General features: G+C 70.0%; 20 protein-coding genes. 12 read left to right on the forward strand and 8 right to left on the reverse strand.

What is annotated here, in order from left to right:
- Position 1: 1 nt before the first annotated feature.
- On the reverse strand, positions 2 to 1,246 hold the full coding sequence (gene ftsY / locus IB278_RS01380) for a signal recognition particle-docking protein FtsY (RefSeq protein ID WP_192322446.1): 1,245 nt from the start codon (positions 1,244 to 1,246) through the stop codon (positions 2 to 4).
- Between the two features lie 29 nt (positions 1,247 to 1,275).
- Between ftsY and IB278_RS01385 the strand changes: the two genes are divergently transcribed.
- Together IB278_RS01385 and IB278_RS01390 are read left to right on the forward strand one after the other, a co-directional pair.
- Positions 1,276 to 2,727 carry a M16 family metallopeptidase gene (locus tag IB278_RS01385; RefSeq protein ID WP_225612647.1) on the forward strand — a complete coding sequence of 484 codons (1,452 nt, stop codon included), beginning with the start codon at positions 1,276 to 1,278 and terminating at the stop codon, positions 2,725 to 2,727.
- A gap of 17 nt (positions 2,728 to 2,744) precedes the next feature.
- Complete coding sequence (locus IB278_RS01390; protein WP_192322447.1) at positions 2,745 to 4,091, forward strand: M16 family metallopeptidase; 1,347 nt, start codon at positions 2,745 to 2,747, stop codon at positions 4,089 to 4,091.
- A 9-nt stretch (positions 4,092 to 4,100) separates the two neighbouring features.
- Here the strand turns inward: IB278_RS01390 and IB278_RS01395 are convergent, their stop codons facing one another.
- Positions 4,101 to 5,018 (reverse strand): LysR family transcriptional regulator ArgP, encoded by a 918-nt coding sequence (locus tag IB278_RS01395; RefSeq protein WP_192322448.1) that lies wholly within the window; start codon positions 5,016 to 5,018, stop codon positions 4,101 to 4,103.
- 81 nt (positions 5,019 to 5,099) lie between these two features.
- Here IB278_RS01395 and IB278_RS01400 point away from each other — a divergent pair, with 81 nt between their 5' ends.
- From IB278_RS01400 to pcp, 7 genes are all read left to right on the forward strand, one after another.
- Positions 5,100 to 5,735, forward strand: coding sequence for a LysE/ArgO family amino acid transporter (locus IB278_RS01400; RefSeq protein ID WP_145740304.1), 636 nt, complete (start codon positions 5,100 to 5,102; stop codon positions 5,733 to 5,735).
- Positions 5,736 to 5,765: 30 nt separating this feature from the next.
- Positions 5,766 to 6,434 carry an RsmD family RNA methyltransferase gene (locus IB278_RS01405; protein WP_145740306.1) on the forward strand — a complete coding sequence of 223 codons (669 nt, stop codon included), beginning with the start codon at positions 5,766 to 5,768 and terminating at the stop codon, positions 6,432 to 6,434.
- Positions 6,435 to 6,477: 43 nt separating this feature from the next.
- Complete coding sequence (gene coaD, locus IB278_RS01410; protein ID WP_015867138.1) at positions 6,478 to 6,981, forward strand: pantetheine-phosphate adenylyltransferase; 504 nt, start codon at positions 6,478 to 6,480, stop codon at positions 6,979 to 6,981.
- A 10-nt stretch (positions 6,982 to 6,991) separates the two neighbouring features.
- Positions 6,992 to 7,639, forward strand: a complete 648-nt coding sequence (gene pxpB, locus IB278_RS01415; RefSeq protein WP_192322639.1) for a 5-oxoprolinase subunit PxpB — start codon at positions 6,992 to 6,994, stop codon at positions 7,637 to 7,639.
- The gene (locus IB278_RS01420; RefSeq protein ID WP_192322449.1) at positions 7,636 to 8,634 is read left to right on the forward strand and encodes a biotin-dependent carboxyltransferase family protein; all 999 of its coding nucleotides are present in this window, start codon (positions 7,636 to 7,638) and stop codon (positions 8,632 to 8,634) included. Before pxpB ends, IB278_RS01420 begins: the two co-directional genes overlap by 4 nt.
- 70 nt (positions 8,635 to 8,704) lie before the next feature.
- Positions 8,705 to 9,445, forward strand: a complete 741-nt coding sequence (gene pxpA, locus IB278_RS01425) for a 5-oxoprolinase subunit PxpA (protein WP_192322450.1) — start codon at positions 8,705 to 8,707, stop codon at positions 9,443 to 9,445.
- A 16-nt stretch (positions 9,446 to 9,461) separates the two neighbouring features.
- Positions 9,462 to 10,121: a pyroglutamyl-peptidase I gene (gene pcp / locus IB278_RS01430; protein WP_192322451.1), complete on the forward strand. Its 660-nt coding sequence runs from the start codon at positions 9,462 to 9,464 to the stop codon at positions 10,119 to 10,121.
- Here the strand turns inward: pcp and IB278_RS01435 are convergent.
- Positions 10,109 to 10,828 carry an alpha/beta fold hydrolase gene (locus IB278_RS01435; RefSeq protein WP_192322640.1) on the reverse strand — a complete coding sequence of 240 codons (720 nt, stop codon included), beginning with the start codon at positions 10,826 to 10,828 and terminating at the stop codon, positions 10,109 to 10,111. The two genes, pcp and IB278_RS01435, sit on opposite strands and share 13 nt — an antisense overlap.
- A 109-nt stretch (positions 10,829 to 10,937) precedes the next feature.
- On the opposite strand from IB278_RS01435, the gene IB278_RS01440 reads away from it, so the two are divergent.
- Positions 10,938 to 11,630, forward strand: coding sequence for a histidine phosphatase family protein (locus tag IB278_RS01440; RefSeq protein ID WP_145740314.1), 693 nt, complete (start codon positions 10,938 to 10,940; stop codon positions 11,628 to 11,630).
- Positions 11,631 to 11,636: 6 nt separating this feature from the next.
- Here the strand turns inward: IB278_RS01440 and IB278_RS01445 are convergent, their stop codons facing one another.
- From IB278_RS01445 to IB278_RS01455, 3 genes are all read right to left on the reverse strand, one after another.
- The gene (locus IB278_RS01445) at positions 11,637 to 13,232 is read right to left on the reverse strand and encodes an N-acyl-D-amino-acid deacylase family protein (protein WP_192322452.1); all 1,596 of its coding nucleotides are present in this window, start codon (positions 13,230 to 13,232) and stop codon (positions 11,637 to 11,639) included.
- Between the two features lie 113 nt (positions 13,233 to 13,345).
- The gene (locus IB278_RS01450; RefSeq protein ID WP_192322453.1) at positions 13,346 to 14,704 is read right to left on the reverse strand and encodes a tetratricopeptide repeat protein; all 1,359 of its coding nucleotides are present in this window, start codon (positions 14,702 to 14,704) and stop codon (positions 13,346 to 13,348) included.
- A 31-nt stretch (positions 14,705 to 14,735) separates the two neighbouring features.
- Entirely contained in the window at positions 14,736 to 15,134 is a 399-nt protein-coding gene (locus IB278_RS01455) for a tautomerase family protein (RefSeq protein WP_192322454.1), read from the reverse strand.
- A gap of 112 nt (positions 15,135 to 15,246) precedes the next feature.
- On the opposite strand from IB278_RS01455, the gene IB278_RS01460 reads away from it, so the two are divergent.
- Positions 15,247 to 16,116 carry a LysR family transcriptional regulator gene (locus IB278_RS01460; RefSeq protein WP_192322455.1) on the forward strand — a complete coding sequence of 290 codons (870 nt, stop codon included), beginning with the start codon at positions 15,247 to 15,249 and terminating at the stop codon, positions 16,114 to 16,116.
- 37 nt (positions 16,117 to 16,153) lie between these two features.
- Entirely contained in the window at positions 16,154 to 16,780 is a 627-nt protein-coding gene (locus tag IB278_RS01465) for a YitT family protein (RefSeq protein ID WP_192322456.1), read from the forward strand.
- 36 nt (positions 16,781 to 16,816) lie between these two features.
- On the opposite strand, the gene IB278_RS01470 is transcribed toward IB278_RS01465, so the two are convergent.
- Both IB278_RS01470 and IB278_RS01475 read right to left on the reverse strand, forming a co-directional pair.
- Complete coding sequence (locus IB278_RS01470; protein WP_192322457.1) at positions 16,817 to 18,232, reverse strand: amidase; 1,416 nt, start codon at positions 18,230 to 18,232, stop codon at positions 16,817 to 16,819.
- Positions 18,229 to 19,716 (reverse strand): ABC transporter substrate-binding protein, encoded by a 1,488-nt coding sequence (locus IB278_RS01475; protein WP_145740327.1) that lies wholly within the window; start codon positions 19,714 to 19,716, stop codon positions 18,229 to 18,231. Before IB278_RS01475 ends, IB278_RS01470 begins: the two co-directional genes overlap by 4 nt.
- Positions 19,717 to 19,793: the final 77 nt, after the last annotated feature.

The following is a 19,793-nucleotide window of genomic DNA, read 5'->3' on the forward strand; positions in this document are numbered from 1 at the left end:
GTCAGCCCAGCAGCGCCATGGCGAACTCGCGTGCGTTGAAGGTCTCGAGGTCTTCGAGCTTCTCGCCCACGCCGATGAAGTAGACCGGAATCGGCCGCTCGCGCGCAATCGCGCAGAGCACACCCCCCTTGGCGGTGCCGTCGAGCTTGGTCACCACCAGGCCAGTGAGGCCCAGGGTCTCGTCGAAGGCCCTGACCTGCGCCAGGGCGTTCTGCCCGGTGTTGCCGTCGATCACCAGCAGCACCTCGTGCGGCGCGCTGGCGTCGGCCTTGGTGACGACGCGCTTGATCTTCTTGAGCTCGTCCATCAGGTGCAGCTGCGTCGGCAGCCGGCCTGCGGTGTCGACCAGCACCACGTCCTTGCCGCGCGCCTTGCCGGCCGTGACGGCGTCGAAGCTCACGGCCGACGGGTCGCCGCCTTCCTGGCTCACGATCTCGACCGTGTTGCGGTCGGCCCAGACCAGCAGCTGCTCGCGCGCCGCCGCCCGGAAGGTGTCGGCCGCCGCCAGCAGCACCGAGGCACCCTCGCTGGCCAGGTGCTTGGTGAGCTTGCCGATCGAGGTGGTCTTGCCGGCGCCGTTGACGCCCGCCACCATGATCACCGTCGGCGTGAACTGGCCGATCACCAGCGGCTTTTCGAGCGGCTGGAGCAGGTCGGTGATGGCATCGGCCAGCAGCCGCTTCACTTGCGCCGCGTCGGTGGCCATCTGGCGCTTGACGCGGCCGCGCAGGTCCTCGAGAAGGTACTCGGTGGCCTTGACGCCGGCATCGGCCATCAGCAGGGCCGATTCGAGTTCCTCGTACAGCGCTTCGTCGATCTGGGCGTTGACGAACACCGCCTGGATGCCGGTTCCGGTCTTGCGCAGGCCGGTCTTGAGCTTGTCGAACCAGCCCTTGCGCTCGGCCGGCATGGCGGCCTCGGTGGCGAGGGTGGGCGGGGGCGGGGGTACGGTCGGAACGGCCGGCGTGGGTACCGGTGCAGCAGGCACGGGGGCGAGGTTCGGCGCCGCGGCTGGCGCCGGAGGGGGCGCGACCGGGGGCGCCGTGTCTGGCGCTGCAGGCGGCGGCGCCGCTTCCTCTGCGGCAGGCTTGGAGCCGAACCAGCTCGACGGAGAGAACACCGAGCGCGCCGGTGCGGCAGCGGGCGCAGGGGCGGGCTCGGGTGCAGGTACCGGCTCGACGGCCCGTGAGGGCGCCGGCGCGGCCGGGGATTCGGCAGGCGGTTTTTTCTTGAAGAAACTGAACATCGGGAGCTTTTTACAATCCGACCCATTCTATGAAACACCCCTCGCCACGCCGTGCTGCGTCCGGTGCGGTGCTGGCAATGGCGCTTTGCGCGCCGTGGGCCATGCCTGCGCAGGCCCAGTCCACACCGGTTTCCGCCGCTCCATCCGACACTGCCGCGGCCGCATCCGCACCCCAGCAATTCACTCTCGCCAACGGCATGACGCTGCTGGTGCAGCCCGACAGGCGCGCGCCCACCGCAGTGCAGATGCTCTGGGTTCGCGTGGGCTCGGTCGACGAGGTCGACGGCACTTCGGGCGTGGCCCACGTGCTCGAGCACATGATGTTCAAGGGCACCAAGGACATCAAGCCCGGCGAGTTCTCGCGCCGCGTGGCGGCGCTGGGCGGCCAGGAGAACGCCTTCACCACGCGCGACTACACCGGCTACTACCAGCAGATTCCCGTGGGCAGCCTGGAGCAGGTCATGAAGCTCGAATCGGACCGCTTCGCCAACAACCAGTGGTCCGACGACGAGTTCAGGCGCGAGATCGAGGTGGTCAAGGAAGAGCGCCGCCTGCGCACCGAAGACCAGCCGCGCGCGCTGCTCGGCGAGCAGCAGAACGCGGTTGTGTTCATGGCCTCGCCCTACCACCGCCCGGTGGTCGGGTGGATGAGCGACCTCGACGCCATGACACCCGACGACGCGCGCGCCTTCTTCCGCCGCTGGTACGTGCCCGCCAATGCCGCCGTGGTGGTGGTGGGCGACGTCGACGTGGCCCAGGTGCGCGCGCTGGCCGAGAAGTACTACGGCCGCATTCCCGCGCGCGCCGTGCCGGCGCGCAAGCCGCGCACCGAGCCCGCGCAGCGCGGCATCCGCCGCATCGAATTCAAGGCGCCGGCCGAGCAGGCCTACGTGTCGCTCGCCTTCCGCATTCCGCAGCTGGAGAGCATCGATGCCGCGGACAGCGACGTGTGGGCGCTCGAGGTGCTGTCGGCCGTGCTCGACGGCTACACGGGCGCACGGCTCGACCGTGCCCTGACCCAGGGCCCCGACCGCGTGGCCGATTCGGCCGGTGCCTATTCCGGCCTGGCCGGCCGCGGGCCTCAGCTGTTCACGCTGGTGGGCGTGCCGGCCCACGGCAAGAGCGCCGAAGCGGTGGAGGCGGCGCTTCGCGCCCAGGTGGCGCGCGTGGCGAAGGAAGGCGTGAGCGAAGCCGAACTCGCGCGCGTCAAGACGCAGTGGGTGGCCAGCCAGACCTACAAGCGCGATTCCGTGATGGCGCAGGCCCGCGAACTCGGCAGCAACTGGGTCCAGGGGCTGCCGCTGGACACCAGCGCGCGCATCGTCGCGAAGCTGCAGGCCGTGACCCCGGCCCAGGTGCAGGCCGTGGCCGGCAAGTACTTCGGCGACGACCAGCTCACCGTGGCCACCCTGCGCCCCCTGCCGCTCGAAGCCAGGCCGCGCGGCCGCGGTTTTGCCGCCCCGCAGGGCGAGCTGCGCTGAAAGGCCCGGATTCTTCAATGACCCCCATGACAAAAATCCTGCGCTCCGCGCTGTTCGCGGCCGCCACGGCCTTCGCAGGCCTGAACGCCGCACAGGCTGCGCTGCCGATCGAGCACTGGACGCTCGCGAGCGGCGCTAAGATCTACCTGGTGTCGACCCAGGCGCTGCCCATCGTCGACGTGCAGATCGATTTCGACGCCGGCAGCCGGCGCGATCCGGCTGGCCAGGCCGGCCTGGCCAGCGCGACTGCGACCATGGTCGAGAAGGGCGTGCGCGCCGGCAGGAACGGCGAGCCCGCGCTCGACGAAAACGCGCTCGGCGAAGCCTGGGCCGACCTGGGCGCCGAGTTCGGCACCAGCGCCGGCACCGACCGCGCCAGCTACTCGCTGCGCACCCTGTCCGATCCGGCGCTGCTGGCCAAGGTGGTGGCGCTGGCCTCGCGCGAGATCGGCGAGCCGGCCTTTCCCGACGACGTCTGGCAGCGCGAGCGGGAGCGCATCAATGCCTCGCTGAAAGAGGCCAATACCAAGCCGGCGACCATCGCGGGCCGTGCCTTCGCGAAGGCCGTCTACGGCAGCCATCCCTACGGGCAGGAAGTCACCGAAGCCACGCTCGCGCGGATCGACACCGCCGCGATGCGGCAGCGCTACCAGGAGCTGATCGTGCCGTGCCGGGCCAAGCTCAGCATCGTGGGCGCCGTGACCCGCGCCGAGGCCGAAGCCATGGCCACCGCGCTGCTCTCCCGGCTGCCCGGGCCCGAGGCGTGCACGCCGCTCCCGGCGATCGCACCGGTGGCCGCGCTCACCGCGCCCAAGGACGAGCGCATTCCGTTCGCCTCGGCCCAGGCCCACGTGCTGATCGGCCAGCCCGGTTACCCGCGCAAGGATCCCGACCATTTCGCGCTCACGCTCGGCAACTACGTGCTGGGCGGCGGCGGCTTCGTCTCGCGGCTGACCAACGAAGTGCGCGAGAAGCGCGGCCTGGCCTACAGCGTCTACAGCGGCTTTGCGCCGGGCCTGGACGCCGGGGCGTTCCGCGTGGGCTTCCAGACGCGTCCCGACCAGGCCGAAGAAGCGGTGAAGGTCTCGCGCGACGTGCTCGCCAGGTTCGTGGCCGAAGGCCCGACCGCCGCCGAGCTCAAGGCCGCGAAGGACAACCTGATCGGCGGCTTTCCGCTCTTGCTGGACAGCAACCGCAAGCTCATCGGCAACGTGGCCAACATCGCCTGGCACGACCTGCCGCTCGACTATCTCGACACCTGGACCGCGCGCATGGACGCGGTCACGGCGGCCGAGGTCCGGGCCGCCTTCGCGCGCAAGCTGCAGCCCGAACGCATGGTGACGGTGGTGGTGGGCGGCAAATAAGGCAGCGTTTCAGCGCAGGGCGTGCGCGCCGCTTGCAGCGGCCGCGCGCACCGCGGCCTTGAGGCGCTCGAGCAGTTGCGGCGCGGCGCGTGCCTGCTGCCAGTAGAGCGGCACCTGCAGCGCCGATCCCGGCACCAGTTCCACCAGCGCGCCCGTGCGCATCGCCTCGGCCGCCATGCTGGCCGGCAGCATCCCCCAGCCCATGCCGGCGCGCGCCGCGTCGACGAAGCCCTGGGCCGAGGGCAGCCAGTGCCGCGGCGTCTCGATGCTGCGATGGCAGATGCGCCGCACCCAGCGTGCCTGCAGCCGGTCCTTGCGGTCGAACACCAGGCTCGGCGCATGGGCCAATGTGCGCGCGCCCACGCCCCTGGCGAAGTAACACTCGACGAACTCCGGGCTCGCGGCGGCCACGTAGTGCATGCTGCCCAGCGCCTCGCTGTTGCAGCCGGCCACGGGTTGAGCCAGCGCGGTGACGGCCGCCAGCACCGCGCCGCTGCGCAGGCGCTCGGCGGTATGGTCCTGGTCGTCCACGGTCAGGTCGAGCAGGGCGGATTCCTCCTGCCTTGCAAAGGCCGCGGCGGCGGCCATGAACCAGCTGGCCAGGCTGTCGGCGTTCACCGCCACCCGCACCGTGACGCGCTCTGCCCTCTTGCCATTCCTGCCGCCCGTGCCGAGCGCGGGCAGCGCCTCGCGCAGCTCGTGCTCCAGCATGCCCACGCGCTCGAAGTGCCGGCAGAGCTGCTCCCCGGCTTCCGTCGCCACGCAAGGCTGGCCCCGCACCAGCAGCGCGCCGCCCGTGCGCTCCTCGAGCAGCTTCACGCGCTGCGAGACGGCCGACGGCGTGACGTTCAGTGCGCGGGCCGCGCGCTCGAAGCTGCCTTCGCGCACCACGGCGGCCAATGCATTCAGGGCGGCGTAGTCGAGCATGGTTCGCGGGAATTAGAAAAACTGAATATGGCTTAGGAAGTTTAGTTTGAGTTAATAGAACTGAAGCGGCAAGCTGACGCCATGGTCATCGAACAAATCTCCACCGCATTCGTCAACGGGTTTCTCATGAGCCTGGTGCTCATCGTCGCCATCGGTGCGCAGAACGCCTATGTGCTGCGCCAGGGGCTGCGGCGCGAGCATGTGAGCGCCGTGGTGCTGTTCTGTGCGGCCAGCGATGCCATCCTGATCACGGCAGGCGTGGCTGGCATGGCGCAGGCGCTGAAAGGGCGGCCCGCATTCGCCACCGCACTCGCCGGCCTCGGTGCGCTGTTCCTGGGGGCCTACGGGCTGCGCGCGCTGTGGCGTGCCCGGCAGCCCGGCGCGCTGCACGCAAAGGCCCAGGGCGCATCGCTCTCGCGCACCGCGGTGCTGGCGCAGGCGGCGGGCTTCACCCTGCTGAATCCGCATGTCTACCTCGACACCGTGCTGCTCGTGGGCAGCACCGGCGCCCAGTACGGCGGCGCGCTCAAGGCCTGGTTCGTCGCCGGTTCGGCGATGGCGAGCGCGCTGTGGTTCTCGGCGCTGGGCTTCGGTGCGCGCTGGCTGGCACCGGTGTTTGCGCGGCCGCGCGCCTGGCAGATGCTCGACGCGCTGATTGGCGGCACGATGCTGCTGCTTGCCGCGCTGCTGGCGCGGCGGGCCTTGCTTGGCACCTGAGCTCGCATGCGGCGGCGTTAAGCTTGCCGCATGCCCCAGAAGAAAGCCGCAGCCGCCAGGCGTTCCCCCTCGACGCCGTCGCCGTCGCCATCACCAAGATCGAAATCGCTGCCGCGCGAGGTGCGCATCATCGGCGGCCTGTGGAAGCGCAGCCGCCTTTCCGTGGCCGACAAGCCGGGCCTGCGCCCCACGCCCGACCGCGTACGCGAGACGCTGTTCAACTGGCTCGCGAGCATCGCGGGCGCCGGCGGCGGCGAGCTGCCGGGCTGGCATTGCGTCGATGCTTTCGCGGGCACCGGCGCGCTCGGCCTGGAGGCCGCGTCGCGCGGTGCCGCGAGCGTGCTGCTCTGCGAGCAGGACGCCGCGCTGGCGGCCCAGCTGCAGGCCGCCAAGGCCAAGCTTTCGGCCGAGGCCGTGCGCATCGAGCGCGGCAACGGGCTCACCGCGCTCGAGCGCGCGCCCGCGGGCAGCCTGGATGCGGTCTTTCTCGACCCGCCTTTCGACAGCCCCGCCCTCTACGAACCCGCGCTGCGCGCCGCCGCGCGTGCCGTGAAAGCCGGGGGCGCGATCTACCTGGAGGCACCGCGTCGCTGGAGCGACGAGGAGCTGGCCACGCTCGGCCTTGTAGGTTTTCGTTACCTCAAGGCCGGGGCCGTGCATGCGCACTTGCTGAGGCAGGCCGCAAACGGGACTGCATAATCCGCCGAACAAGCCGCACCGGCTGCATGAGGAAGAAGCAACCATGGCCAGCAACGTGATCGCGGTTTATCCCGGCACTTTCGATCCCATCACCCTCGGCCACGAGGACGTGGTGCGGCGTGCAACCCAGCTTTTCTCCAAGGTCATCGTCGCGGTGGCGGCGGGCCATCACAAGAAGGCGCTGTTCAGCCTGCAGGAGCGCATCGAGATGGCGCGCGAGGCCGTGAAGCCCTACAGCGACCAGGTCACGGTCGAGAGCTTTTCGGGCCTGCTGCGCGACTTCGTGGTGGCGCGCGGCGGCAAGGCCATGGTGCGCGGCCTGCGCGCCGTGACCGACTTCGACTACGAGTTCCAGCTCGCGGGCATGAACCGCTCGCTGATGCCCGACGTCGAAACCGTGTTTCTCACGCCCAGCGACAAGTACCAGTTCATCTCGAGCACCTTCGTGCGCGAGATCGCCATGCTCGGCGGCGAGGTCCACAAGTTCGTTTCGCCCGACGTGGAGAAGCAGCTCGCGGCCAAGGTGCGCAGCCTGGGCCGTGAGTAGCCGGTTTCCCTTGCCGCGCCTGCATCCGCTCGGCGATGCGGCGCTGCTTTGCGAGCTGCCGCCGCCTGCCACGCTGGCGCAGCAGCAGCAGATCTGGGCGCTGGGCGCCGAGGTGCAGCAATGGGCCGGCGTGGGCGAGGTGCTGCCGGGCATGAACAACCTCACGCTGACCTTCGATCCGACCGCGATCGATATCGAGGCGCTGATGGCGCACGTGAACGAGGCCTGGCCGCGGCTCGCGGCCACGGCCGTCGAGGGCCGCAGGGTGGAGATTCCGGTGGCCTATGGCGGCGAGCACGGGCCTGACCTGGCCGATGTCGCGGCCCACACCGGGCTCACGCCGGCCGAGGTGGTGCGGCGCCACAGCGGGGCCGACTACGTGGTCTACCTGCTCGGCTTCCTGCCCGGCTTCGCCTTCATGGGCGGGCTGCCGCCCGAGCTTGCCACGCCGCGCCGCGCCGAGCCGCGCACGGCGGTGCCCGCGCGCTCGGTCGGCATCGGCGGCGAGCAGACCGGCATCTATCCGCTGGTGTCGCCCGGCGGCTGGCAGCTGATCGGCCGCACCTCGCTCGAACTCTTCGATCCGTCGGCCGAGCCGCCCACCCTGCTGCGGCCGGGCGACCATGTCCGCTTCGTCGTCGAAAGCGTGCAGGCATGATGCTGGTGCAGAAGCCCGGCATGCTGGCCTCGGTGCAGGACCTGGGGCGGCATGGGCACCGCCAGCTCGGCATCTGCCCCGGCGGTGCGCTCGACGTGCTGGCGCTCACGCTGGCGAACCGGCTGGTCGGCAATGCCGACGGCGCGGCCGGCCTCGAGCTCACCATGGGCGGTAGCGAGATCCGCTTCGAGACCGCCACCCGGATCGCGCTGGTGGGCGACGGCTTCGGCGCGCGGCTCGACGGCGCGCCGCTCTGGCCCTGCTGGAGCATGCCTGTCGCTGCCGGGCAAACGCTCAAGCTCGCGGGCGCCAACGCAGCCGGCGGCAAGAAGGCCGGCTTGCGCAGCTGGCTCGCGGTGGCGGGCGGCATCGACGTGCCGCTGGTGCTCGGCTCGCGCAGCACCGACCTGAAGGCCGGCTTCGGCGGCCACCAGGGGCGCGCGCTGCGCAAGGGCGACCGGCTCCCGCTGGGCGCCACGCCGCTCGATGCCGCCCAGCTCGCCCGGCGTCCGTTCGGCCTGCGCGGTCCGGACTGGGGCCTCGAGGAAAGCGATTCGGCCATCGCCCTGCGCGTCCTGCCCGGCCCCGAGTTCGACCAGTTCACCGTGGCTTCGCACGCGCTGCTCTGGAGCGAGCGCTGGCGCATCACCGCGCAGAGCAACCGCATGGGAAGCCGGCTCGCGGGCGCCGAGCTCAAGCGCAGGCGCAGCGCCGACATGCTCTCGTCGGGCGTCATTCCCGGCACGATCCAGGTGCCGCCCTCGGGCCAGCCGATCATCCTGATGGGCGACGCGCAGACCACCGGCGGCTATCCGCGCATCGGCGTGGTGATCCGCGCCGACCTGTGGAAGCTCGCGCAGGCGCCGCTGGATGGCCGGCTGCGGCTGGTGCAGGTCGACATGGCCGCAGCGCTCGAGGCGTGGGCCGAGCAGCAGCGCTATCTCGCGCAGGTGGCGCAAGGGCTCGCGGCAGCGGGCTGGCCGAGACCGGCATAGACTGTGCGAGCAGCTGGCGCGCGGGCTTGTCCTGGCGCGCCAGTCCGCCTTGAAGAAGGAACAAAGCTCTATGCAAATCGACCTGAATGCCGACCTCGGCGAAGGCGCCGGCAGCGACGAAGCGTTGCTCGGCCTCGTGAGCTCGGCCAACATCGCATGCGGCTGGCATGCCGGCGACGCCAGGACCATGCGGCAATGCGTGCGCTGGGCCATCGAGCGCGGCGTGGCCATCGGCGCCCATCCGAGCTTCCCGGACCGCGAGAACTTCGGCCGCAGCACTATGCACCTGCCGCCCGACGAGATCGTGGCCAACGTGCTCTACCAGGTCGGCGCGCTGGCCGCGATCGCCAAGGCCGAGGGCGGCCAGCTCTCGCACGTGAAGGCGCACGGCCAGCTCTACAACCAGGCGGTGAAGGAGCCCGAACTCGCCGACGCGCTCTGCGAGGCGGTGCGGCGTTTCGACCCTTCGCTGCGGTTCTTCGGCCTCGCGGGCAGCGGCATGATCGACGCCGCGCGCCGCGCCGGGCTCACGCCGGTCGAAGAGGTGTTTGCCGACCGCGGCTACATGCCCGACGGCAGCCTGGTGCCGCGCAGTCAGCCCGGCGCGCTGATCGAGGACGAGGAGCAGTCGCTCGCCCAGACGCTCTCGCTGGTGCGCGACCGCAAGGTGACGGCCATCGACGGCAGCATCGTGCCGGTCAATGCCCAGACCGTGTGCCTGCATGGCGATGGTGCCCACGCGCTGGCCTTTGCGCGGCGCATTCGCGAGCGCCTGGAGCAAGAGGGCATCGTGGTTCGCGCGACGGCCTGAGCGCCCGGGTCAAGCCGTGGCACAGCGAACCGATGTCCTGCTGACCGGATTCGATCCGTTCGAACGCGAAGCCCTCAACCCCTCATGGGAGGCCGTGCGCGCACTCGACGGCTGGCGGTGCGGCCACGCCACCGTGCATGCGCGCCGGATGCCCTGCGTCTTCGGCCAGGCCATCGAGGCGCTGGCGGGTGCGATGGACGAACTGCAGCCCCGGCTGGTGCTGTGCATCGGCCAGGCCGGCGGCCGCGCCGAGATCACGCCCGAGCGCGTGGCCATCAATATCGACGACGGCCGCATCGCCGACAACGCGGGCCGCCAGCCGATCGACCTGCCCGTGGTGCCCGGCGCGCCCGCCGCGTATTTCTCGACGCTGCCGATCAAGGCCATGGTGCGCGACCTGCGCGCGGCCGGCATTCCGGCGTCGGTCTCGAACACGGCCGGCACCTTCGTCTGCAACCATCTCTTCTACGGCCTGATGCACCGCATCGCCACGCATCCGGCGGCCGGGCTGCGCGGCGGCTTCATCCACATTCCCTACCTGCCCGAGCAGGCCGCGCGTTTTCCCGGCGCGCCGAGCATGTCGCTGGCCACCATGGTCGAGGGGCTGCGCATCGCGGTCGCCACAGCGCTGGCCGTTGAAAAGGACGTGGCCGAAACCGGCGGTCAGCTCCACTGAGCGAGCCAGGCGAGCAGCGCCGCATTGACGAAAGCGGGCTTCTCCATCGTCAGCATGTGGCCGCATTGCGCCACCCACACCACCTCGGCATGCGGCACCAGCGCCGCGATCTCGCGCGTGCAGTCGGGCGGGGTCAGCCGGTCCGTGTCGCCGCAGACCAGCAGCACCGGCGCTCGCAGAGAGGGCAGGTGGGTGCGTGCGTCGGGGCGCCGCATCACCGCGCGGTTCTGGGTGATGAGCTGCTGCGTGCCGGCGTCCAGCACGATGTCGACGTAGCGCTGCACCAGCGCCTCATCGGCGGCCTGTGCCGGGTGGAACGCAAACACGACGTTGGGCTCGATCACGTCGCGCAGCTCGCCGCGCTCGAACAGTTCGATCGCGCTTTCGCGCAGTTCGTACATCTCGGGCGCCTCGGGCCGTGCGTTGGTGCCCAGCAGCGCGAGCCCCGCGATGCGATCCGGCGCCTGCCGCGCAGCTTCCATCGCGACCATGCCGCCCATCGACGCGCCGCACAGCACGAGCGGCCCGGGGTTCTCGCGCAGCACGGCCGCGGCCATGGCTTCGATGGTGTCGTGCCGCATGTGGGCGTCGCTCACGCGCGTTTCGAACAGGGGCGCGAGCGCGGGAATCTGGGCCTCCCAGATGCGCTCGTCGCAGGCAAGGCCGGGCAGCAGGACAAGGTGGGGCATGGCCGGATTTTGCGCCATCGCCGGCGCGGCGAGCGCGGCGCCGTTCGCGCTGCAGGTGGCGGCCCTGCAACAGATGCAGCCACCCAGGTCCCCGAGCGTCACGCACGCAGTGGAGAATGGGCGTTCCATGCCCATGCCTCCACCCGACTCCGCGACCGAACTCATCCTGATCCGCCACGGCGAGACCGCCTGGAACCGCGAGCTGCGCTTCCAGGGGCATGCCGACGTGCCGCTCAACGACATCGGCCACGAGCAGGCGCGCCGCCTCGGACTGCGCCTGGCGGGCGAAACCGCGCAGCACATCATCAGCAGCGACCTCATGCGCGCGCAGCAGACCGCCGCGCCGGCCGCGCTGCAGCTGTCGCTGCCGGTGGTCACGTCGGCGGGCTTGCGCGAGCAGTACTTCGGCATCGTCGAAGGCATGCGGGCCGACGAGATCCAGGCGCTGCATCCGCGTGCCTGGGAGCAATGGCTGGAGTTCCGCGAGGACCACGCCATGCCCGAAGGCGAGACGGCGCGCGAATTCCACACCCGCATCGTCGCGGCCATCGGCGCACTGGCTGCTGCGCACCGGGGGCAGCGGCTGGTGGTCGTCACGCACGGCGGCGTGCTCGACATGGTGTGGCGCACCGCGCGCGGGCTCAGCCTGAGCGGGCCGCGCCAGAGCGACATTCCCAACGCGGGCTTCAACCGCATCCGCATTGCCGATCCCGCCATGCCCGATGCCATCGAAATTCTCGACTGGGCCGACACGCGGCACCTGGCCGACCTGCCGCCGCAGCCGACCTACGACCAGCGGCGGCATCTGAAGAAGAGCTGAGCCGCCTCAGGTGCAGCTGCCGGCCTTCGGCGTGCGCAGCAGCGGCTGGCCCGCGCCCACGCCCGTGGGCTTGCCGGCATCCACCGCCAGGCGGCCGTTCACCAGCACCGCGACCACGCCTTCCGACAGCAGTGCCGGCTGCGTGTAGGTGGCCCTGGCGGCATAGCGTGCGGGGTCGAACACGACCACGTCGGCGTAGTAGCCCGGCCGCAGGTGCCCGCGCTGTCGGAGCCCCAGCGTGTCCGCGGTCAGCGACGAGCTGCTGCGGATGAACTGGCCCATCGAGATCGTGTGTTCCTTCACCACGTACTGGTCGTACTTGCGCGCGAAGGTGCCGTAGGCGCGCGGATGGCCCAGCGAGGAGTCGGACGAGGTCATGACCCACGGCCGCTTCATGAACGCGCGCACGTCGTCGTCGCTCTGGTTGAACGAGGCGATCATCAGGTCGCCGTCGCGCAGCACGGCGATGGCGGCATCCACCGGATCGGCATTCGAGGCCTTGGCCACGTCGGCCAGCGTCTTGCCCACGTACCTGGTGCTGCCGGCCGAGAACAGGATGGTCTCCGGACCGCCGCGCAGGCGCAGGTTCTCGCGCATGCCGGTGCGCAGGCGCTCCTGGACGGCCGGGTCGTCGAAGCGCTTGAGCATTGCCGCGCGGCCGCCATCGACCGCCCAGGGCGGCACGAGCGCGGCCGAGAAACGCGTGCTCGATGCCGTCCACGGATAGTGGTCGGCCGTGATGTCGAGGCCGGCGGCGCGCTCCTTCTCGATGCGGCGGATGATGTCGCCGCTCTGGCCCTGCACGTCCACGCCCAGTGCCTTGATGTGCGCCACATGCACCGGCAGGCGGGCTTCGCGGCCGATGCGGATCACTTCCTCGATGGCGCCCTTGAGCCCGATGTTGTACATCGACTCGTCGCGGATGTGGCTGTCGTAGAGCCCGCCGTGATGGGCCGCGACTTTCGCGAGCTCGATCACTTCCTCGCTCTTCGAGAAATTCTGCGGCGGATAGAAAAGCCCGGTCGAAAGCCCCAGCGCGCCGTCGCACATGGCGCGGCTCACGTGCCGGCGCATGGCGTCGAGCTGCTCGGGCGTGGGCGTACGGTTGGCTTCGCCGAGCTGGTCGATGCGCACGGGGCCGAAGCCCACGTACATGGCGACGTTGGTTCCAACGGGCGCCGATCGCAGGCGCTGCGTCTGCGCGGCGATGTCGAAACCGCCGAAGCCGTCGTTGCCGATGACCGCGGTGGTCACGCCCTGGGTGAGAAAGGGAATGTTCAGGCGCTTGTGCGGATCGGTGGAATGCAGGTCGGCATCGGCGTGGGTGTGCGCATCGATGAAGCCCGGCGCCACGACCAGGCCGGCCGCGTCGATGGTTCGCCGCGCGCTGAACTGTGGCGGCGCCTTCCGGCCAGCGAAGACGATGCGGTCGCCCGCGATGCCGACGTCGCCCACCACGGGCTCGTCCGAATCGCCGGTGTAGACGGTGCCTCCGCGCAGCAGCAGGTCGAGCTCGACGAGGGCATCGGTTGCGCCGGGGGCTGCGGATGAGAGGCTTGCCAAAGCCGCGGAGATGGCGAGCACGACGACTGATTTCTGCATGGGAGGGAGCCCGGAGCGATGTGGAGCGGGCAGTTTAGAAGTCGCCCCCGCGCGTCCGTTAATTCCTTTTGCGCCACCTCCCATGACCGGAATGCATGGCCTTCGCCCGCGCCTCAGGGACGGGGAGCGAGCTGCCCGAGGCCGAGCCGCGCATAGACCTCGCCGGCCTGGCGCCGCAGGCGCAGCGATTCGGGCTGGCCGTTGAGCTGCTGCTGCAGGATGCCCTGGGCGCCCGCGAGCGCGGCCTGGCTGCCGATGCGTATGAGCGCATCGAGGTACACCTGCTCGAACAGGTCGCGCTGCGCATGGCTGCCGCCGATCTCGACCAGGCGCGGCAGGGCGCTGCCGAGTCCTTCGATGGTGGAGGCGAAATCGCCGCGCGCATGGGCCGCGAGCCCGCGCGCGGCCGGCACGCACACGCTCTGCCAGGCGGCGCGCGTCGAGAGCGGCGCGCGCGGCGCATGGGCCTCGATGTTGCGCAGCAACGCATCGGCTTCAGGGCGCCCGGCGCGCGCCAGGCCATACAGGTACTGCAGGTCGAGGAAAGGCAGCACATGGTCGGTGGTGCGCTGCAGCAGGTGGCCCGCCACGTCGTCCCACCGCGCGCCCACCTCGATGCCCGCGAGTTCGAAGCGCGCCAGCAGCGAGACGGCGCCGATCTGGTCCTGCGAATAGTCCTTCACCACGCCCCACACCTCGCGGTCGTAGAGCGCGAGCGCTTCGTCGTCGCGGCCGAGCTCGATCAGGAACAGCGCCACGTGCCACCAGTTGTGCGTGACCATGAACGAATTGAGACCGCTCCAGGTGTCGCTCACGCCCTGCATGAAGGCCAGCCCTTCGCGGAGCCGGCCTTCGGTGAGCATCACATGCGCCAGCGCATGGTGCGCCCAAGGCTCCTTGCGGCACATGCCGATGGCGTGGCGCGCGCTGGCCTCGGCCTCGCGCATCAGGTGGCATTGCTCGTAGCCGAAGGCGGCCATGCCGTGCACATAGGGCACCTCGGGCGCGGCCGGCAGCGCGGCGAGCGCGAGCCGGAGCATGCCCGGACAGTCGCCGGTGTTGAAGCAGTGGTATTGCCCCAGCTTCACCGACACCAGGTCGCGTGGGTATTCCCGTGCCTGCTCGGCGTGCAGGGCGATGGCCTTGGCGATGTCGCCCTCGGCCCAGGCCTCGATGGCTGCGATGTAGCGCCGCTCGCGCGGCGTGGCGCGCCCGGACGCGGCGCGGGCCCTTGCGAGGAAGGGGCGTGCATTGGCTGCGGCGTCGCGCGATTCCGCAAAGAGGTGCAGCGTTGCGCAGTAGGCCTGCACCATGGGGCTCGCGTCGCGGTCGGCGAGGGCCAGCAGGTTGACCGCGCGCGCCTCGGTCGACACGAAGCCCATGACGAAGTCCTCGACCAGCGGCAGGCTGGCCGCATCGTCGAGCGTGAGCGGGTTGCCGAAGCTGTCGGCGTGCAGGGTGGCGGAGGGCATGGCCGGATGGTGCCATGCCCCGCCACAGGCTTCAAACGCCCGCTTGCTGGTGGCGGTACTCCTGCGTCTTTCCGCCGTAGCCGTAGGCCGCGCCGCGGGCGTCGATCACATGGATGTACGACACCTCGTGCAGATCGGGCCGCAGCCGCGCCATGGCCGCATGCACCTCGCGCAGGTAGCGTGCCTTCTCGGCCTTGGTGTTGGTTTCGTCGGTGACGCTGATGTCGAGGTGAAAGGCCGACTTGCCGAGCGAGGCCAGCGACTGCCCGCCGATGAACCATGTGTCGGCGGCGATGTACTGCACCGTGATGGCGATCACCGGCAATTGCTTGCCGAGCACGCTCTGGGTCAGTTCGGCGACCGCGTCAACGGTCTTGCGCGTGAGCTGGGCGTCGGGTTCGCCCGAGAGGTGGACAACGATGTGCGGCATAGGGAACTCCATGAAGGGATGAGTGAACGATGGGGCTATTGTGGGAATTCCCATGACATCGGAAAAGCGGGAAGATATGATGGAATCCATCGGATATGCGGATGGATGAACCATGCAGACCTTCGACCTGGAACAGCTGCGCACCCTGGCCGCGGTGATCGATGCCGGCAGCCTCACGGCCGCGGCGCCGCGCGTCTTCCTGTCGCAATCGTCGGTCAGCGAGCAGATACGCAAGCTCGAGCAGCGGGCGGGGCAGTCTCTGCTCACGCGCAGCAAGGCCGGCGTGGCGCCGACCGAGGCCGGCATGCGGCTCCTGGCCTATGCGCGCCGCATCCTCGCGCTCAGCGACGAGGCATTCCGCGACCTGCATGGCGAGACGCTGCAGGGCGAACTGCGGCTCGCCGTGACCGACTACTTTCGTCCCGGCGATCTCACGCGGCTGCTGGGGCGCCTTGGCGAGAGCTATCCGCAGGTGCGGCTGCACGTGAGCATCATGAAGAGCGACGCGCTGCGGGCCGCCTATGCGCACGGCGATTTCGACGTGGGGCTGGCGATGAACATTGCCGGGTCATCGCCATCGCCCGAGCAGGGTGCGAAGGCACCGGTGATCCGGCGCGAATCGCTCGCGTGGCTCGGCGCGGCCGGCATGCGGCTCGCGCGCGGCGAGCCGGTCCGGCTGCTCGCCTTGCCGGATACCTGCTCATTGCATCAGTACACCGTGGCGCTGCTGCGGCGGCGGCGCGTGCCGTATGTGCTGGCGCACGTGGCCTCGGGCGTGGCGGGATTGCAGTCGGCGCTGGCCGCGGGGCTGGGGGTGGCCTGCCTCAACGAATCGGCGGTGTGCGAAGGGGTCGCCCGGCTCGCGCCGCCGCACGGACTGCCGGCCCTGCCCCGGGTCGCGTTCCAGTTCCTGCCCGCGCGCCGCGGAGAGACCGAATTCGTGACGCGCGCGCGGGAGATGCTGGCAACCCACCTGGTCTGAGGCCGCCGGGTGGCGCGGGATTTGCGTCAGGTCCGCCATGGATGCGCCACAACCCACCACGCGGCCCGAACTGCTGCGTCACTCCCGCTTCGACGACGCGCAGGCCATCTTTTCGGGCACGCTGTTCGTTGCCATTGCCATGATGCTGTTCGGCCAGGCGGGGCTGCTCACGGGCGGCACGGCCGGTGTCGCATTCCTCTTGCACTACGCCACGGGCGTGAGCTTCGGCAAGGTGTTCTTCCTGGTGAACCTGCCGTTCTACTGGTTCGCATGGCGCCACATGGGAAGGGCCTTCACGGTCAAGACCTTCTCGGCGATTGCGCTGCTGTCGGTGATGACCGACTGGGCGCCGCGCTACATCTCGATCGATTCGCTGCACCCGGCTTTCGCAGCGGTGCTCGGCGGCCTGCTGTTGGGCACCGGCTGCCTGTTCCTCGCGCGCCATCGCGCGAGCCTGGGCGGCGCGACGGTGCTGACGCTGTACCTGAAGGAAAAGCGCGGCTGGCCCGCCGGCAAGGTACAGATCGGCATCGACTGCACGGTGGTGCTGCTCGCGCTGTTCGTGATTCCGCCGCAGCGCGTGGGCTGGTCGGTGCTGGCTGCGGTGGTGATGGGGCTTTTTCTATGGATAAACCACAAGCCGGGGCGCTACGCCGCGACTTGATTTTCTGGCGCTGCTGTTTTGTTCAGGCGCTGTTGTTCAAGGCGACACAGGCCAGGGCCGCTGCGGCTCCCGTATCTGCTCGAACGCACGCGACACGCGCAGCACGCCAAGGTCGTCGAAGCGCTGCCCTGCGATCTGCAGCCCGATCGGCAATCCGCCCGCCGAGTAGCCGCAGTTCACCGACGAAGCCGGCTGCTCCGACATGTTGAACGGCACCGTGAAGCCGATGTGCTCCAGGGGCCGCAACGGATCGTTGGTGGGCGAAGGCGCCTCCGCGGCCGCGGGCATGTTCGGCGACACCGGCGAGATCACGTAGTCGAAGCGTGCGCAGGCCTGCACCGTGGCCACGCGCGTCGCATGGAACTGGCTGAAGCCGCGGAACACATGCTCGCCGCTGAATTCGGCCGCGCTCTCGGCCCACTCGCGGATGTAGGGCAGCACCTTGGCGCGCTGGTCGGGGCGCAGCGCCTTCATGTCCACCAGCGAGCGCATGCGCCACAGGTGGTCCATGCCGTCGAGCATGGCTTGCGACATGAACGGCTGCATCGGTTCGACGATGGCGCCCGCCTTTTCGAACAGGCGCGCCGCATGCTCGACCGCCGCCTGGATCTCGGGCTCGACCGCGAGGCCGCAGCCCGCGTCCAGCAGCAGCCCGATGCGCAGTCCGCGCAGGTGGTCGGGCGATACGTCGAAGCTCTCCCAGGCGATGTCCTGCGGCGGCAGGCTCATGCTGTCGCGTGCATCGGGCTTCGAAAGCACCTGCATCATCAGCGCGGCATCGCCGACGCTGCGCGTCATCGGACCGGCCGCGCGGCCCATGTAGGGCGGATCGATCGGGATGCGGCCCAGGCTCGGCTTGAGCGTGAAGATGCCGCACCAGCTCGCGGGCAGCCGGAGCGACCCGCCGATGTCGGTGCCGATGTGCAGCGGGCCATAGCCCGCGGCGGCCGCCGCACCGGCGCCGGCGCTCGAGCCGCCGGGGGTCCGGCTCAGGTCCCAGGGGTTGCGCGCCAGCGTGTGAAAGCTCGAGAGCCCCGAAGACAGCATGCCGTAGTCCGGCATGGTGGTCTTGCTCACGATCACCGCGCCGGCTTCCTTCAGGCGCGCGGCGGGCGGTGCATCGGCGGGCGCGGGCTTCAGGTCGACGGCGGCCGTACCGGCCGGCATCGGATCGCCGCGGGTCGCGATGTTCTCCTTGATGGTGGCCGGCACGCCGTCGAGCGGACCGAGCGCATCGCCGCGCTGCCAGCGCGCTTCCGAAGCGCGCGCCTGCTCGAGCGCGGCTTCGGGCCTGAAAAGCCAGGTGGCCTGCAGCTTGGGCTCGCAGCGCTCGATCTGCGCGATGACGGCCTGCGTGACTTCGACAGGGGACAGGCGCCTGTCGCGGTAGGCGGCGGAGAGTTCCTGGGCGGAAAGCTCGTTCAGTGAAGAAGACGACACGTCGGCACTCATCCCCATGACAGCGCCGAGAGGTCGTTCACGAAGATCGGGTTCTCCTTCCACAGGCCCTTCACGTTCTTCTTCGCGATGGTGGGGAACTGCGGCTGGTAGAGGAAGCCGTTGGCCGCGTCGACCGCCAGCATCTTCTGCGCTTCGCCGAGCAGCTTGTTGCGCTCGGCGGCATTGGCCGTGGTCTTGATCTTGTCGAACAGCGCGTTGAAGGCCTTCGACTGGTAGCCCCAGTAGTAGTCGGGCTTGGCGTAGTTGCCGAGGTCGAAGGGCTCGACGTGCGAAACGATCGACAGGTCGTAGTCCTTGTTGCCGTAGGTGCCGCTGAGCCACTGCGCCCACTCCACGTTCTGCACCTTGACCGTGATGCCGATCTTGGCGAGCTGCGCCACGATCACCTCGCCGCCCTGGCGCGCGTAGGGCGGCGGCGGCAGCGTCATGGTGAGTTCGAGCGGCGTCTTCACGCCGGCCTCGGCCATCAGCTTCTTGGCCTTCTCGACGTCGAAGGGGTTGAGGCCCGTGGTGTCGACATAGCCTGCGGCACCCGGCACGTAGTGGCTGCCGATCGGCACGCCGAAGCCGTCGGCCGCGCCCTCGATCACGGCCTTGCGGTCGATGGCCGCGAGGATGGCGCGGCGCACGCGCACGTCGTCGAGCGGCTTCTTCTTGTTGTTGATCGACAGGATGGTCTTCGCGCGCGAGCCGGCCAGGATCACCTGGAACTGCGGATTCATCTTGAACTGCGGCACCGCGCGGGTGCCGATGCGCGTGAACACGTCGACGTCGCCGGCCATCAGCGCGGCGGCCTGCGCGGCCGTGTCGGATATGAAGCGGAAGGTGACCTTGTTGATCTTGGCCGTGGCCGGGCTGCGGAAGCCCTCCCACTTGCTCAGCGTGATCGACGAGCCCTTGGCCCAGCTGTCGAGCTTGTAGGGGCCGGTGCCGACCGGCTTGGTGGCGTTGCCGTCGGCGCTCTTGGGCTCGACGATCACGGCCGTGGCCTGGCCCAGCACGAAGGGCAGGTCGGGGTCGATTTCCTTGTTGATGACCACCACCGTGTAGTCGTCCACCACCTGCGTGCTCAGGTTCGCGAAGGTGCGCTTGTCCTTGTTGGTGCTCTTCTCGCCGCCGGCGCGGTCGAAGGAGAACTTCACGGTGGCGGCATTGAAGGGCTCGCCGTTCTGGTACTTGACGCCGCGGCGGAGCTTGAAGGTGTAGGTCTTCAGGTCGGGCGAGACTTCCCAGCTCTCGGCCAGCAGCGGCGCGACGCTGCCGTCGGCGTTGATCTTGGTGAGCGTCTCCAGGATGTTGTAGTGCACCACCTCCGCGATGGCGGCTGCGGCGCCGGCGGTCGGATCGAGCCCCGGCGGCTCGAGCGCCATGCCGATCACGATGGCGTCCTTCCGCCCCTGCGCCATGCCGGCGATGGGAGAGGCCAGCGCCACGGTGGCGCCAGCGGTGGCAAGGAGGGTGCGACGGTTCAACATACGTTGTGATCTCCGGAAAAACGATGGGTGCGAATGGCTGCTTCCCATGCGCGGCGCGCCCCGATTGGAGGCGCGGC

Source organism: Variovorax sp. VRV01 (assembly GCF_014852545.1).
Taxonomy (GTDB): domain Bacteria; phylum Pseudomonadota; class Gammaproteobacteria; order Burkholderiales; family Burkholderiaceae_C; genus Variovorax; species Variovorax beijingensis_A.